17 protein-coding genes and 1 pseudogene are annotated in these 14,132 nt (G+C 40.1%); 5 read left to right on the forward strand and 13 right to left on the reverse strand.

Annotated features, from left to right (window positions below):
• Positions 1-80: 80 nt before the first annotated feature.
• Together ACFJIZ_RS20695 and ACFJIZ_RS20700 are read left to right on the forward strand one after the other, a co-directional pair.
• Positions 81-1,722, forward strand: a pseudogene (locus ACFJIZ_RS20695) (NAD+ synthase).
• Between the two features lie 103 nt (positions 1,723-1,825).
• On the forward strand, positions 1,826-2,296 hold the full coding sequence (locus tag ACFJIZ_RS20700) for a DUF6252 family protein (RefSeq protein ID WP_379088532.1): 471 nt from the start codon (positions 1,826-1,828) through the stop codon (positions 2,294-2,296).
• Here ACFJIZ_RS20700 and ACFJIZ_RS20705 read toward each other — a convergent pair.
• A complete protein-coding gene (locus ACFJIZ_RS20705) occupies positions 2,288-2,704 on the reverse strand; it encodes a VOC family protein (RefSeq protein WP_379088534.1) in 417 nt (138 codons plus the stop codon). The two genes, ACFJIZ_RS20700 and ACFJIZ_RS20705, sit on opposite strands and share 9 nt — an antisense overlap.
• Positions 2,705-2,798: 94 nt before the next feature.
• On the opposite strand from ACFJIZ_RS20705, the gene ACFJIZ_RS20710 reads away from it, so the two are divergent.
• Both ACFJIZ_RS20710 and ACFJIZ_RS20715 read left to right on the forward strand, forming a co-directional pair.
• On the forward strand, positions 2,799-2,939 hold the full coding sequence (locus ACFJIZ_RS20710) for a hypothetical protein (protein WP_379088537.1): 141 nt from the start codon (positions 2,799-2,801) through the stop codon (positions 2,937-2,939).
• Positions 2,911-3,381 (forward strand): DUF4136 domain-containing protein, encoded by a 471-nt coding sequence (locus ACFJIZ_RS20715; RefSeq protein ID WP_379088540.1) that lies wholly within the window; start codon positions 2,911-2,913, stop codon positions 3,379-3,381. Before ACFJIZ_RS20710 ends, ACFJIZ_RS20715 begins: the two co-directional genes overlap by 29 nt.
• Here ACFJIZ_RS20715 and lspA read toward each other — a convergent pair.
• Genes lspA through rsmI form a run of 6 tightly spaced genes read right to left on the reverse strand, consistent with a single transcriptional unit; the run spans position 3,378 to position 7,372 of the window.
• Positions 3,378-3,896: a signal peptidase II gene (gene lspA / locus ACFJIZ_RS20720; RefSeq protein WP_379088543.1), complete on the reverse strand. Its 519-nt coding sequence runs from the start codon at positions 3,894-3,896 to the stop codon at positions 3,378-3,380. The genes ACFJIZ_RS20715 and lspA overlap by 4 nt on opposite strands.
• Before the next feature lie 5 nt (positions 3,897-3,901).
• Positions 3,902-4,411, reverse strand: coding sequence for a hypothetical protein (locus tag ACFJIZ_RS20725; RefSeq protein WP_379088546.1), 510 nt, complete (start codon positions 4,409-4,411; stop codon positions 3,902-3,904).
• Positions 4,396-5,313, reverse strand: a complete 918-nt coding sequence (gene lnt / locus ACFJIZ_RS20730; RefSeq protein WP_379088549.1) for an apolipoprotein N-acyltransferase — start codon at positions 5,311-5,313, stop codon at positions 4,396-4,398. The genes ACFJIZ_RS20725 and lnt overlap by 16 nt, the downstream gene beginning before the upstream one ends.
• On the reverse strand, positions 5,282-6,010 hold the full coding sequence (locus tag ACFJIZ_RS20735) for a hypothetical protein (protein WP_379088552.1): 729 nt from the start codon (positions 6,008-6,010) through the stop codon (positions 5,282-5,284). Before ACFJIZ_RS20735 ends, lnt begins: the two co-directional genes overlap by 32 nt.
• Complete coding sequence (locus tag ACFJIZ_RS20740) at positions 6,010-6,645, reverse strand: PH domain-containing protein (protein WP_379088555.1); 636 nt, start codon at positions 6,643-6,645, stop codon at positions 6,010-6,012. The genes ACFJIZ_RS20735 and ACFJIZ_RS20740 overlap by 1 nt, the downstream gene beginning before the upstream one ends.
• A complete protein-coding gene (gene rsmI / locus ACFJIZ_RS20745) occupies positions 6,638-7,372 on the reverse strand; it encodes a 16S rRNA (cytidine(1402)-2'-O)-methyltransferase (protein WP_379088558.1) in 735 nt (244 codons plus the stop codon). Before rsmI ends, ACFJIZ_RS20740 begins: the two co-directional genes overlap by 8 nt.
• 102 nt (positions 7,373-7,474) lie before the next feature.
• On the opposite strand from rsmI, the gene serS reads away from it, so the two are divergent.
• A complete protein-coding gene (gene serS / locus ACFJIZ_RS20750; RefSeq protein ID WP_379088561.1) occupies positions 7,475-8,737 on the forward strand; it encodes a serine--tRNA ligase in 1,263 nt (420 codons plus the stop codon).
• 87 nt (positions 8,738-8,824) lie between these two features.
• On the opposite strand, the gene ACFJIZ_RS20755 is transcribed toward serS, so the two are convergent.
• The 6 genes from ACFJIZ_RS20755 to ACFJIZ_RS20780 form a co-directional block, all read right to left on the reverse strand.
• Positions 8,825-9,322: a hypothetical protein gene (locus ACFJIZ_RS20755; RefSeq protein WP_379088564.1), complete on the reverse strand. Its 498-nt coding sequence runs from the start codon at positions 9,320-9,322 to the stop codon at positions 8,825-8,827.
• A gap of 14 nt (positions 9,323-9,336) precedes the next feature.
• A complete protein-coding gene (locus tag ACFJIZ_RS20760; RefSeq protein ID WP_379088567.1) occupies positions 9,337-11,271 on the reverse strand; it encodes a hypothetical protein in 1,935 nt (644 codons plus the stop codon).
• Between the two features lie 199 nt (positions 11,272-11,470).
• The gene (locus ACFJIZ_RS20765) at positions 11,471-11,782 is read right to left on the reverse strand and encodes a hypothetical protein (RefSeq protein ID WP_379088570.1); all 312 of its coding nucleotides are present in this window, start codon (positions 11,780-11,782) and stop codon (positions 11,471-11,473) included.
• A gap of 169 nt (positions 11,783-11,951) precedes the next feature.
• Positions 11,952-12,659 carry an SIMPL domain-containing protein gene (locus tag ACFJIZ_RS20770; RefSeq protein ID WP_379088573.1) on the reverse strand — a complete coding sequence of 236 codons (708 nt, stop codon included), beginning with the start codon at positions 12,657-12,659 and terminating at the stop codon, positions 11,952-11,954.
• Between the two features lie 150 nt (positions 12,660-12,809).
• Positions 12,810-13,346 carry a GNAT family N-acetyltransferase gene (locus ACFJIZ_RS20775; RefSeq protein WP_379088576.1) on the reverse strand — a complete coding sequence of 179 codons (537 nt, stop codon included), beginning with the start codon at positions 13,344-13,346 and terminating at the stop codon, positions 12,810-12,812.
• Between the two features lies 1 nt (position 13,347).
• Positions 13,348-14,046 carry a DUF1080 domain-containing protein gene (locus ACFJIZ_RS20780; RefSeq protein WP_379088578.1) on the reverse strand — a complete coding sequence of 233 codons (699 nt, stop codon included), beginning with the start codon at positions 14,044-14,046 and terminating at the stop codon, positions 13,348-13,350.
• Positions 14,047-14,132: the final 86 nt, after the last annotated feature.

Below are 14,132 nucleotides of genomic sequence, written 5' to 3' on the forward strand. Positions count from 1 at the left end.
AGGTTAGGAAATAGAAAATAGATTCGGTGTTAACTGAAAAATAGTAAAGCAAACTGCTTTAGGCTCAAATCTCACATCTAATGAAAATAGCTTTAGCTCAACTCAATTATCATATTGGTAATTTCGAACAGAATACCAAACATATCATTGCGCACATTGATCTTGCCAAAGAAAAAGGCGCCGATCTGGTCGTTTTTTCAGAATTGGCTATTTGTGGCTATTCTCCGAATGATTTTTTAGAGTTTCCAGATTTCATCACACTTTGTGAGGAAGCTGCCCAGACCATAGCTACACATTGTGTAGGCATTGCCTGTATTTTAGGCTTACCCATTAAAAATGAAGTGCTGGAAGGGAAAGACCTGTACAATGCAGCCTATTTTATCGAAGATGGAAAGGTAAAGGAGGTGACCAAAAAGGCCTTGTTGCCTACTTACGATGTTTTTGACGAGTACCGCTATTTTGAGCCCAACAACCAGTTTGAGTGTATTACATTTAAGGGCAAAAAGATTGCATTGACCATTTGCGAAGACCTTTGGAACATTGACGAAGACCCTTTGTACGTTTCTTGCCCGATGGATACTCTGATCAAGGAATCGCCAGATTTGATGATCAATATTGCGGCATCGCCTTTTAACTATCGACATGATGAAGACCGCATCCAGATTTTGGCTACCAATGCGAAAAAGTACCAACTGCCGTTGTTCTACGTCAACCAGGTTGGTGCGCAGACCGAAATCTTGTTTGATGGGGGTTCGTTGGTTTTTGATGAGGCGGGTGAGGTAAAGGCCGAAATGAAATATTTTGAAGAAGATCTTCAGGTATTTGACTTGGATGAAATCCAAAATGTAAAGAACAAATATCCGGCTGCAGAACGTGACAGTGACATCATGCAGGATCGATGATGCCTTGATCATGGGAATCAAAGATTATTTTAGAAAATCTGGATTTAGCAAGGCTGTTTTAGGCCTTTCTGGCGGGATAGATTCGGCCATAGTTTGTGCCTTGGCCTGTAGGGCTTTGGGACCAGCAAATGTAATGGCGGTTTTAATGCCATCTAAATATTCTACAGACCATTCTATTAAAGATGCTTTAGATTTGGTGAACAACATTGGCTGTAAACACGAAATTATAGAGATCAAGGCCGCAGCTGACGCCTTTGATGGCATGCTGGCTAAACCCTTTGCCAATCTGCCGTTTAATTTGACCGAAGAGAATATACAGGCCCGTTGTCGAGGTATCGTGCTGATGGCGATGTCTAACAAGTTTGGTTATATTTTATTGAATACGTCTAACAAAAGCGAATGTGCTGTAGGTTATGGCACTTTATACGGCGATATGTGTGGCGCCCTTGGGGTAATTGGCGATGTGTACAAAACGCAGATTTTCCAGTTGGCCAGATACATCAACAAGGATGGAGAGGTAATTCCAGAAAATACCATTGTTAAACCACCCTCGGCAGAATTGAGACCAGATCAAAAAGATTCTGATTCGTTACCGGATTACGATATTTTAGACCGGATCTTGTTCCAACATATCGAACTGAAAAAAGGTTCTAAAGCTATCATTGCAGAAGGTTTTGATCCTACCTTGGTGCTGCGGATATTGAAGATGGTGAACGCTGCTGAGTTTAAACGTTTCCAAACCCCACCTATTTTAAGGGTTTCGCCAAAAGCATTCGGAATTGGCAGAAGAATGCCTATTGTAGGCAAATACATGGCTTAAAGTCTGTACCCAATAGTGGGTAGGTCTAATCCGTAGAATCCGGTATTGCCTTGCGGGCATTGATTAGGTTTTTTTGTGTAAACAATTTAATCTAATCATAGCAATGAAAAATTTAAAGAAATTATTGGTGGGCTGTCTGATCTTATTTACCATCGCTTCTTGTAAAAAAGGCGACGACACCAAAGTAACCGAGGGCAGCATGTCTGCCAAGGTTGATGGCAAAGACTGGACTGCAGGCCTAGCCGTACAGGCTACCAAAACAAGTGGTGTATTGGCTATTGGTGGTACTGGAAATGGCGCACAGATCAATATCAATGTGCTCAGCTACTCTGGTGCCAAAACATATCCTATTGGAGGGCCTGTAACCTCTACAAACACTACCCAAGCGATTTATACGGTAACTTCAATGCCTCCAGTGGTGTACAATACCATGGTGGGCCAAGGTTCAGGTACCTTAGTGGTTACCAAAGAAGAGGGTGGTTATGTAGAAGGTACCTTTAGCTTTACCGCAAAAACTACGGCAGGAGTTAACGTCACCATTACCGATGGCAAGTTCCGTTCTAAGTTAATGTAGTTCGCCTACCCAGAGGATGGTGAAAAGCCATCCTTTGGTCTTATATCGAGGTGATCCACCAAGTATTTCCACAAGGATCTTTAACCCCACAGGTTCTGCCATAGTGCTGACCCAAAGGTCCATTACACTCGTTGCCCCACGGGCCAATGCTTTATGGTACGATTCGTCTGCATTGGCTACATATACAAATAGATGGGCCGTTGCTGCTGGCCAATCCTCATTGATATTGGTAAACATGATCGTGCTCCCTTCAATGTTGGCCTCGCAATGTCTTATCTTTCCTTCTGGTGTAAGTTGTTTTTCATTGATTGTAGCTGCAAAAACAACGGTTACAAAATCGATAAACTTTTCGGCATTGGCCAACATGAGATAGGGCATTACCGCCTGATGATTTGCTGGGACGTTCATGGCTTTTTGGTTTATAATCTAAAAGTAAACTATTTAACACTGATTAAACCTGTTTGGTTCAAAAATGTTTAATTATTAATTAAATGATTTTGCCATGAAAAAGATACTCATCTTATTGAGCATGGTTGTTTGTCTAACTTCGTGTTCAACCTACGATTATTATGCAGTAAGTAACAAAGCTGTAAATACTACGCGTTATAAAACCTATGCTTGGATTCCGAGAATCGGAATCTAAAACAACTTCAATCTACAATAATGATATTGCTACCGATAAGATTGTGGAGGCTGCCAATACAGAATTGGATAAAAGGGGATTTCAGCTCAACAATAACAAGCCAGACCTTTTGATTAAATATACTGCTGTGGTAAACAAAGAGACCAAAACCTATAGTGATCCGGTATATTATAATCCACCACCACGATTAAGCCCTAGGGTTGGCTATTATAGGGGCAGGGCCATTTATTATTATGCTTATACTGATCCTTTTCCAGTGTATGTGGGTAGTAGGGCCAGAAAGATGCAGGTAAAGGCCGGAAGCATCATGATCGATATCATTGAGCGTAAAACTTCTAAATTGATTTGGAGGGGTTGGGCAGAAGGCGAAGTAAATGATGGCCAGAAAGCCATCAATGATATTCCTTCTGTTGTGGCCAATATCTTCAAAAAACTACCTTAGTTCTCTTCTTGCACGGTAGGAACTTGGATTACTTTCTTTTTAAAAGATTGGATAAATAGGATGGCGATACCAATCATGATGGAAACATCTGCCAGATTGAAGATGCCAGTTCTAAAGATCACAAAATCAATGTGGAGGAAGTCGGTAACAGAACCAAATCTGATCCTGTCGTAGATGTTGCCAATCCCTCCACCTATTAAAAAGCAGAGGCCGATTTGAAACCACCTAGGCAAGTTGGTATGGGTAAACAGATAAAAGATGCCATAACCGAGCACTAGCACAGGGAGGATGCTTAACAGCACCAAACGGACAAAATCAGGCAAGTTACTGCCTGTGCTTAAAAACGCCCCTGTATTCTCTACTTTGGTTAAGGTAATATGGTTTTTTAAGAGGCTGATGTTTTCGTTCAGGTCGATGTTTTGTCTTACGATGGTTTTAGACACTTGGTCGCAGCCAACGTTAAACAGCAAAATAAATGCTAATAGTAAAAGCTGGATAGGTTTTTTCTGTTGCATCTGACTTATTTGTAAGTGGTGTTAGACTTAGGTATAGTAAGTTTTTTGTTGAGTTCTGGTAAAAACTGTCGTAGTTTTTCTGGTGTTGAGGATGCAGTATTCATAAAATACCAGTTTTTACCGCCATCGTAAGTAATGCCTAATAAGTAATTGTTCGAATGGGCGTCAACACCAGCAATCCGCATGTCCATAAGTTGCGGAACAATGCATTGGATGTTTTCCTTTTCAACCACAGTTTGGGTTACTTTACCAATGGATACCTTTTTAATATTAAGACTACCTGATTTGAGCATGGCTACACCTTGTTTAATGGTTGCCATGGCTTGTTCCTTTCCACCCATGCTTTTGATCATGGCTGGGTGGGTATATTTAAGCAAGGTGGTGTAATCTCCCTTAATGGTGGCGTTGGCCATGGCATTGGCTTGTTTGTACATATTGTCTATGTAAACCTGTGCTTGGCTTGTGGTATGGAGGCTCAGCAACAGCGCAACGACCCATATTATTTTTTTACCCATTTTCTATAAGGAATGATGAATGCCAAAACCACAGCTAAGATGGCGGCTAGTTTGGCAATGATGTCTCCATTGTTAACGTAAACTGTTAACGAATCGTTTAAATTGATGTCTGCTTTTAATGCGGTACTTGTCCACCAGGTAGATTGCTTAATAACATCACCTCTTTGGTTGATGAAACCCGAGATGCCTGTATTGGCCGATCTAACTACCCAACGGCGTGTTTCTATGGCCCTTAGCTTAGCATACATCAAATGTTGGTCTTTGCCAGAGGTATTGCCCCACCAGCCATCGTTGGTGATCACTGCAATGAACTGGGCACCATTTTTAACAGATTCGCCAACCCAACTGCCCCAAATGGATTCGTAGCAGATCACAGGTGCAACACCTACACCGTTCTGAGAGTAAAAAACATCGGGATGATCTTGCCAGCCCCAACCAGAAGCACTACCTCCTAATTTTTCGAAAACAGGGGCCAAAAATGATAACGTTTGTGGGAAAGGCATTTTCTCTACTCCAGGTACCAATTTAGATTTATGGTAAAGTGCCACTTCTGCAGAGTTTTCTACCTGCATGGCTGTATTAAAATTGTCGTAAAAACCACCATTTGGATTCGGTTTGGAAGAGATTGTTTTTTTGTCGTTGTAATATTTCATACTTTCAATCCCTGTGATCAGCGTACCATTTTTATACTTGTCTAAAAATTGTTGCACCTGTAAAAAATCTGGATTGCTTCTGATCCTGTCTTCATCTGCATAATCTGGAATAGCTGTTTCTGGCCAAATGAAATATTCTGTATTGACCTGTGCGATCGAATCTGATAGGCGGCTTAGGATCTGTATCTGTTGGCTAGGGGGAATGTCTCCTAATTTTTTATAAGGATCGAATGTTTGGCTGTACCACAACTACATTGACCGGAGATTCTTTTTCTTTATAACCGGAATAGATCTTTAAAGAAAAGCCTATAGGCAAAGCTACCAGAAGCAACCAAACGATACCTGTGCTATATTTGGCAAATCCATTTTTGGTATTAAAGCTTTGGTAAGCCTCAAAAACCAATATGTTGCTCAATAAGATCCAGATCGAACCGCCATAAACTCCTGTATATTCGTACCATTGGGCCAATTGGTGCATGCCGGCAAAACCATTGCCCAAAGTCATCCATGGAAAGGCCAAGTCCCAGCTTTGGTGCAGGTATTCCATCGAAATGTAAAAGCAGATCAGCCCCAAGTAGGCGATTTTAGCATTTACCTTGCTGCGCAATTGGTAATGTAACCAAAAGGCAAAGGTCATCATTAAAGCACCTAAGCCAAAAGGAATCAGCGAAATCAAAAAAGCAACTACTGCAGGGTTATCTGCACTAATGGCATTGTATACCCAATAAATAGAGGCCGTATTCCAAACTAAAAAGGTAAGGCCAGCTGTTAAGAATATACGTTTGCCAGTTTTTTTTAGCCCTTGTTTGCTGATGTTGTGTAAGGCAATCAACAAAGGTACTAAGCCTACTAATAACAATGGAGCGAACCAGATGTGCGGAGGCCAGGCCAACCACATTAAAAATGCACTACAAAGTGCTAAGAGATACGTCTGCCTTTTATTCATTACAAGCTATCTAATATATTAGCCTTTTTGCTTTCGTACTCCTCTTTGGTGATCAGCTGTTTATCGTACAAGGTTTTCAGTTTCCTTAATTTCAAGGTGGTTTCGTCCTCTACATCTTCAATTATAGGTTGCTGAATTACTTCTGCTTCTTCTATCGGTAGATCAATAATGGTTTGAATAGGGGGAACATTGACCGAAGCCGCAGAAGCCCTGTTTTCTTCCAATTGCTGCTGTCTGATCATTTCCTTGTATTGTTCCAATTGCTCATTGGCGGCTTGATGCAATTTTCTGGCCTGTGTTTTAGGAATGAACTCGGTGACAATGTTTTCTCCATGTTGGGGAACGCAAATGAATTTTGAACCAAAAAACTCTTCCTTAAACGAAACCTCTTTAATGTTCTTCCAGGAAATGTCCTTAAAGTTCATCGTCAATCCTAAATTGCCTGGTTCGCAATAAAAAATGCGTTTATTGCTAATGGCAATGCTATCTGGCAAAAGATTTACCGCTGGTTTTTTTTGTACGGCAAGGTATAATATTTCCTCACCAGAGGTTAAGAGGTCGTTAAGTTTACCGATTACTTTCTCTACGGCCTTTGGGTCTTGTTCGTCGCTTAAAAATCTATCTATGCTAATCATTGTCTTCTTTTTTATGGTATTTATCTTTTGTCTTGGCTTCTTTATCCTTACGCTCTTCGGCGCCTGCTACACAAATTACGAATTCTCCTTTTAATATATTGTTTTCGAAATGTGATTTTATTTCAATAAGGGTGCCACGAACGGTTTCTTCGTACATCTTGGTCAATTCTCTACTTACAGAAGCCTGTCTTTCCTCGCCCAAATACTCTGCAAATTCTGCCAAGGTCTTTAACAAACGGTGCGGACTTTCGTAAAAGATGATCGTTCTTTCTTCGTTGGCCAATAATTTTAAACGGGTCTGTCTGCCTTTTTTTACGGGTAAAAATCCCTCAAATACAAACTGGTCGCTGGGTAGGCCAGAGTTGACCAAAGCCGGTACAAAGGCAGTGGCCCCAGGTAAACAGTTTACCTCGATCTCGTTTTTTAAAGCCTCCCTCACCAAAAAGAAACCTGGATCTGAAATAGCCGGTGTACCTGCATCAGATATCAAAGCTACATTCTGGCCTTGTTTTAAGAATTTGATGATCTCTGTAGTTGCTTTGTGTTCGTTGTGCTGATGGTGCGAATAAGCCTTTTTATCGATGCCAAAATGTTTGAGCATAGGGGCGCTGGTACGTGTATCTTCAGCCAAGATCACATCGGCTTCCTTTAAAATACGGATTGCCCTAAAGGTCATGTCCTCCAGGTTGCCAATTGGCGTAGGTACGAGATATAATTTTCCTGCCATGGTATCAAGTATTGAGGATCAGTGATCAAGATTGGACATGGAGATGAAAACCGCCAACTGAAAACTGAAAACTCTTGCTATCTTTGTAAAAAAAATAAAATAATGCTGCAAGTTAACTATATCCGCGAAAATAGAGAGAAAGTTTTAGAGCGCTTAAATGTGCGCAATTTTAAACAACCCGAATTGGTAGACCAGATGATCTCCATTGATGAAGAACGTCGCCAAACTCAAACTTCGTTGGATGCTATTTCGGCTGAGGCAAATGCAGCTGCGAAGCAGATAGGTGAGTTGATGCGCAACGGTAAAAAAGAAGAGGCCGAAACCATCAAAACACAAACAGCTACGCATAAAGAAACAATCAAAAACCTTTCTGAAAAATTGGCAGAATTGGAGCATAACCAATACAGTTTATTGGTACAGTTGCCAAACTTACCCCACCACTTGGTTAAACCTGGCACTACACCAGAAGAGAATGAGGTGGTTTTGGTGCATGGCGAACCTGCGAAATTGCCTGCAAATGCAAAACCACATTGGGAATTGACGTCGAAATATGACATCATCGATTTTGAATTGGGTGTGAAGATCACAGGTGCTGGCTTTCCGGTTTATAAAGGAAAAGGTGCTCGTTTGCAACGTGCATTGATCAACTTCTTCTTAGATGAGGCCATTGCTGCGGGTTATAAAGAAGTACAGGTACCACATTTGGTTAATGCGGCTTCTGGTTTTGGAACGGGTCAATTGCCAGATAAAGAAGGACAGATGTACCATTCTACGGTTGATGATCTGTATTTGATTCCAACGGCAGAAGTTCCGGTTACCAATTTATACCGTGATGTAATTTTAAAAGAAGAAGAATTGCCGATCAAGAACACAGCCTATACGCCTTGTTTCCGTAGAGAAGCAGGTTCTTATGGTTCACATGTTCGTGGTTTAAACCGCTTACATCAGTTTGATAAGGTAGAATTGGTACAGGTTACACACCCCGACCATTCTTATGCTACACTAGAAGAAATGAGTACTTACGTGCAGGGCTTATTGCAAAAACTAGGGCTACATTATCGTGTACTGCGTTTATGTGGTGGCGATATGGGTTTTGGCTCTGCCATGACCTATGATATGGAAACTTGGAGCGCTTCGCAGGAACGCTGGCTAGAGGTTTCTTCTGTGTCTAACGTAGAAACTTTCCAGAGTAACCGTTCAAAGATCCGTTTCAAAGGAAAAGAGGGTAAAACGCAGTTGGCACATACTTTAAATGGTAGTGCTTTGGCTTTGCCACGTATCGTAGCTTCGATCTTAGAAAATTACCAGACCGAAAATGGAATTAAGATTCCGGAAGTATTACAGAAATACACAGGTTTTGATTGATCGATTAAAATACCTAGTCAAATAAAAAGGGCGTCTCTAAAAGACGCCCTTTTTTTGTTGGATTTATAATTTAGGTAACCTTATTACTTATTTTACTTCGTATCTGTAGGTCTGTCTGGCCAAGCTACCATCATCAGCTATTCCCTCGATTATCATTTTAAAGATCCCTTTGCTATCATTGGTAAAGAAGTCGAATTTGGCTTTTCCGTTTGCTGTAAAAATGTTAGGTGCCCAAAAAACGGTACTCCTAAAGTCTGTTGCTACTTGATCTTGTTTCGGAATGTCATATTGAGGAGAGTAAAAGGTTCTGCTGGCCTGATAACCTTTGGCACTGAACGACACTACGTCTGGAGCAGAAGGGTACTGGATGGTTTCTGCTTGCATTGTACCTCGTTTGGAGGTAATGATGAGCATACCAGCACCACCATCGGCACCATAAGCCGAGCTAAGGGCCATACTTTTTAACACTTCAACACTTTCTACTGTTTCTATAGGTATGTCTCTCAATAGGAAATTTCTCTCCTTTAAAAGTCCATCAAGTACAATTCTCATTGGCTGATGTAAACTTCTTATGGAGTAAAGCACACCATTCTGAAAAATTACGCCTGAAAGACTTCTTTGTAGACATTGCGCAAGATTATACAGTTTTTAAGCTCTTCTGCAATCACGATCTGGTCTGCTTTTCCTGCCCCATTTAGGTTATCAGAATATTTAAGGACTTTTTTAGCTGTTTTCAGTTCGATCTCCCTTAACATAATGGCTTTTTCGCCTGCATTGATGTCATATTTAAGGTGTTCCAGTACTGAGGTGTCGATTACCAAGGCCAAGGCATTGGCTATGTTCTTTTTTGGTACAATTGGAATGGTTTCCTTAGCCAGTTCTATTTTAGCCTTGTTTTTATTTTTGCCATCAAGGGCCTGTATCACAAAAGTAGTGCTATCTTCAAAAGTGAGGTTGTCGAATGTGAATTTTCCATTGCGGTCACTCAAGGTATCCAGAAACAACATATTACTGCCTTTGGCAAATAAAGTAACAGGTGTGTTTTTTAAAGGCTTGTTATTTAGGGTTTTGAGGTAGCCCGAAATCTGCAAAGCCTTTTCTGGTATAGGACTGCTAATTTCCTCAGTATTGTCGAGCACCTTTTTCCATTCAAATCTTCTATATCCATGGGTAAGCATCAATAAGTCTAGATTTGCACGGTTCTGCTCTGTATTGTTTTTGAAGTAGGCATTTGGCTTTTCAATAAAGCCCCTTAGCTCTGAACCGAGTAACAGATTGCTCAAGATCGAAGTCTCCTCATCTTCATCCACTATTCTTTTTTCTTCTATTACGGCAACAGAAAAATTTCCATCTATGGGTTTTCCCTGTTGATCGGCCGACGATAAATTAACAGTAACTTTTTCTCTCGAACTATAGATTGGCTTATCTGTAACAGCAGCAAGGGTAAGCGCATCTTTGTTTTGTACAAAGACCATCCGCTCGCTCATCGGCAATCCATCTGAAGAGAAGAGGGTAAATTGTACTACACCAGTTGGAAAGGTATTTTTTGCAATAGCAGCTATAAAACTGGTATCGTTGACTAGAGTTTTAGCAGCATAGTATACTTTTCCGCCTTGTTGGCCAACCACGTAGATCTCTTTCGGTGTGTTATTGAGTAAAGCCGTACTGCTGATGTTTATGGCAATCGTATCTTTATGTGCTTCACTTACACTCATTTTAATGCCTTGTGCCAAGGCCACAGGTAATGCACGGGTAATTTCTGAACCATTGGATAGGGTCACTACGGCCTTATAGCTTTGTCCCTTAAGTGGTGTAAATAGGATTTGCCCCATGCCCTGATGTGTACTGGCAAACTGTACGATGTCTTTGTTTTCTTGATCTCTGATTATGCCTTTGATAGTTATACCGAGGCCATTTTTATCATTGGCTTTAAAAGCTAACTTTCCAGCAAGCCCATTGATGAGATATCCCCCCTCAGGAAAGAGTTGGAAATCGATATCTCTAGTTGTTGGGCTTTTTGGGTTGCTGATAGGGGTTTTATTGCTAAGTACAGCTCTGTTTTTAATGTTGATGTTTACATTTTCGGGGTTGATGATCGTTATTGTCTTTTCGAAGAAATAGCCTACATCACTGTTGCGCATGTAATTGGTATAAGCCCTGATGCGATAATTGCCGGTTTTTAATTGATTGGGTAGCAATAGGCCATTGGCAGTCATGCCAAAGGCGATAGGTAGTTTGATGTATTGTTTAATGGAATCTGCATCATTGATCAACTCGATGTTCAATGTGCTGCTCATTGCTGATAATAGGTGCTTTTCTCCATTTACGATATAAGCTTTGAGCCATATGTCTTCGCCAATGGTATAAATAGACTTGTCTAGATGTAAATGGACCTTTTCTTGGGGATGGTTGTTTCTCCATTTATTCAGTTGCCGAATGATTTTGGCAATGGGGTCTTCGTTTTTATAGCTAAACCCTAATAAGGTGAAACATAGGGCAACAAAAACTCCTAAAAAATAGATCTTATTTTTCAATGAGATGCAGAGTTTAAACGAGTGTAAATTTTAAATGTCTAGTTTTAGTTAGCTGAATATATAAAAAATAATACGACAAGTTGTTAACTATCAGAAGATAATAGGGGTGATGGGGTCAAATATACGTTTGGTTTTAGCAAAAAAAGCCCCGACCTATGGGTCGGGGCTTCTCGTTTTTATAGGAAGGTGTGTTTGTTCTTTATAGGATAAGGATCAATAATAAAATAATGATGATGATGGCACCAACAGAAAGGTAAACTCCTTTTTGCAATACGCGGGCTTGTTCTTTCATCTCTTTTAGCTCTTTACGTAAAGCTCTTTTTTCTTCCCTGCTTAGGTTGGACTTATCCATATTACGGATTTCTTCAACTCTGTTCACAATTCTTTCGAACTGAACCTTTTGCTCGGCAGTCATTTCGGTTTTTGCTTTTTTATCTTCTGCAGCTGATACAGTATTGGTACTGATTCCTAATGTGAAAACTAGGACTAAGGCGTAAATAAATTTTTTCATGACTTTTATCGTTTATGGTTAATACTATCCTATAAACAAAAAACCTACCAATATTGATTTGGTAGGTTTCATTTATTTGGTCAAACATTAAATTTCACTAGTTAGACCTCATTTATTACGTATTTCTAATGATATGTAGCATTTGATCGATTGTCTACTGCAGTAGCCACTATCTGATTTCGAACACTGTATTTACTACATAATTCAATTTGATCTTTTTAAAGTCGAGCTCTGGTGCAGATTCTGCTGCGCCGGCCATATCAGCAGATTTCATCATCATTACGTTTGCTCTGTACATTGGTTGTGGATAAGCTTCGTTGTTTACTTCTTGGATATCGATCACACCTGCAAGTTTATCGCCTAATGCTTCAACCATGTAAGTTGCTTTTGCTTTGGCAGCTTGTAGCGCCTTGATCTTCAACTCTTTTTTTAGGGCTTCGATCTTAGAGTAGTCGTAACTATCAATGTTGGTATAAGCTACACCTTTAGGGTCTACAGCGCCAATAATTTCGTTCCATTTATTCAAGTCGCTTACTTTTAACTGGTATTGTTTGCTCACTAAGAAATCAGGATTTTTCTTTTTCTCTATCGCATAATTGTAGCTAGAGATGTTGTTCACCATCAAGTTTTCTTTTGGGATACCTGCCTTTAAAACGGCATTGTACAATTGGTTTTCTAGATCGGTAATGTCTACTCTTTTTTTGCTGTTGTTATCTTTTAGATATTCTTTCAAAGAGATAGTGAGGTAGATGATGTCTGGTGTAACTTCTGCTTCTGCAGGTCCGCTTACACTAATTTTCTTTCTTAAATCTACTTGTTGCGCCATGGCACTCATACTAAATAAGGCAACAAAGGCAAGGGCAATTAATCGTTTCATAATGTTTCTATTTTTTGTGTGTTATACAAATCAGATGTAAATATCGTACCAATTCCACATCGAATATTTAAATATTATTTTAGAAATGTTATAAATGTCGTTGGATGAGCAGGTTAGCTCGTAAAAAAAATAATTTATTTTTTAAGGAGTTTAATCTTTTTGCGTCCAATCTTCTTTGCTTACCTGATAAACAAAGTTGAGTTTGGACGGCTCTCCATAATAGGCTACATCCATCTCGCCAACTTTTTGGGCACCAAGCTTCTCACTGGCTTTTTGAGAGCGAAAGTTAGTGGCTCCTATATGTAAAATAACTTTATCAACGTGTTGAAAGGCATGATCGAACATCAACTGTTTTAATGCTTTGTTGTGTCCTTTGCCCCATTGACCCCGACCAATAAAGGTATAACCAACAGTAATGCTGCTATTTTCTTCATCCAATTCGTAATATCTTGAACTGCCAATTACTTCGCCTGTTTCATTGTCATACACCAGAAAAGCACCTCCCGAGTTGATGGCACCCTCAAAAAAGTTCTCAAATACTTTTCTTTGGTAGCGGTCTTTATTGGGATGTTGCTCCCAGATCAAAGGGTCGGATGCAACGGCATATAAGATTTCAAAATCTGTTGTTTTTAGTGGAACAATTTTAACGAGATTGTTTTTTAGGGTGGGCTGTAGATCAAAGGTCATGTTATTTGCTTAGTTTTTTAATAGGTTTTAGCATTAGTTTTTTAAACTCAACTTCTGATCCTTCGGCCTGTAAAGCAATCTGTCCTTTGTCCGTGGTGCAATCATAACCTTCATTTACCAGCACACCATTTACCCAAACCTTAACGGTCTTGTTCAAACATTCGATTACCATGGTATTCCATTCGCCCAATGGTTTTTCAGAATCATCAGTTAGGTTTTTGATCCTGCGCAACTTATTGCCATTTACACCCCAATTGGCTTTAGGGCCTCGTCTTACTTCCATATCTGGTACGGTGATGTCTTCTTCAATGCACCAGAAATCGCCAGCGTCTTGGTGTTGCATCTGTACTTCCAACGATTTTGGGAACATCCCATATAAAGCCCTTGGTGTAGAGGCATGGACCAATACGCCACAGTTGCCAGGTTTGCCTGCAAACCTGTATTCAACTTCTAGGCGATAGTTCTGATAAATGGCATCGGTAATGAGATGACCTCGAGGGTCACCCAAACTTACCAACATCCCATTGCGTACTACAAAAGGGTTTGGGGTATTTGGATTTTTGTCCATGTCGGGCACATCAACATGCCAGCCTTTTAAGGTCTTTCCATCAAATAGGCTTTTCTGCTGGGCCATGGCTGGCCGAATAAAGCAAATGGAGATCAAGATTACGATGATTGCAAAGGGGAGGGTCTTTTTCATTGATATAGGTTTGATTTTAGGTCTATATCAAATATAATCATCTGAAATTAAAAAGCCATCCTGAATATTCGGGATGGCTTGGATTT

The organism is Pedobacter sp. UC225_65, assembly GCF_042698365.1.
In the GTDB taxonomy this organism is placed as follows: domain Bacteria; phylum Bacteroidota; class Bacteroidia; order Sphingobacteriales; family Sphingobacteriaceae; genus Pedobacter.

What these genes read in the sequence shown, in the direction of transcription:
- ACFJIZ_RS20700 (WP_379088532.1), top strand. Translation starts at nt 1,826, where the DNA reads ATGAAAAATTTAAAGAAATTATTGGTGGGCTGTCTGATCTTATTTACC.
- ACFJIZ_RS20705 (WP_379088534.1), bottom strand. Translation starts at nt 2,704, where the DNA reads ATGAACGTCCCAGCAAATCATCAGGCGGTAATGCCCTATCTCATGTTG.
- ACFJIZ_RS20710 (WP_379088537.1), top strand. Translation starts at nt 2,799, where the DNA reads ATGAAAAAGATACTCATCTTATTGAGCATGGTTGTTTGTCTAACTTCG.
- ACFJIZ_RS20715 (WP_379088540.1), top strand. Translation starts at nt 2,911, where the DNA reads ATGCTTGGATTCCGAGAATCGGAATCTAAAACAACTTCAATCTACAAT.
- lspA (WP_379088543.1), bottom strand. Translation starts at nt 3,896, where the DNA reads ATGCAACAGAAAAAACCTATCCAGCTTTTACTATTAGCATTTATTTTG.
- ACFJIZ_RS20725 (WP_379088546.1), bottom strand. Translation starts at nt 4,411, where the DNA reads ATGGGTAAAAAAATAATATGGGTCGTTGCGCTGTTGCTGAGCCTCCAT.
- ACFJIZ_RS20735 (WP_379088552.1), bottom strand. Translation starts at nt 6,010, where the DNA reads ATGAATAAAAGGCAGACGTATCTCTTAGCACTTTGTAGTGCATTTTTA.
- ACFJIZ_RS20740 (WP_379088555.1), bottom strand. Translation starts at nt 6,645, where the DNA reads ATGATTAGCATAGATAGATTTTTAAGCGACGAACAAGACCCAAAGGCC.
- rsmI (WP_379088558.1), bottom strand. Translation starts at nt 7,372, where the DNA reads ATGGCAGGAAAATTATATCTCGTACCTACGCCAATTGGCAACCTGGAG.
- serS (WP_379088561.1), top strand. Translation starts at nt 7,475, where the DNA reads ATGCTGCAAGTTAACTATATCCGCGAAAATAGAGAGAAAGTTTTAGAG.
- ACFJIZ_RS20765 (WP_379088570.1), bottom strand. Translation starts at nt 11,782, where the DNA reads ATGAAAAAATTTATTTACGCCTTAGTCCTAGTTTTCACATTAGGAATC.
- ACFJIZ_RS20770 (WP_379088573.1), bottom strand. Translation starts at nt 12,659, where the DNA reads ATGAAACGATTAATTGCCCTTGCCTTTGTTGCCTTATTTAGTATGAGT.
- ACFJIZ_RS20775 (WP_379088576.1), bottom strand. Translation starts at nt 13,346, where the DNA reads ATGACCTTTGATCTACAGCCCACCCTAAAAAACAATCTCGTTAAAATT.
- ACFJIZ_RS20780 (WP_379088578.1), bottom strand. Translation starts at nt 14,046, where the DNA reads ATGAAAAAGACCCTCCCCTTTGCAATCATCGTAATCTTGATCTCCATT.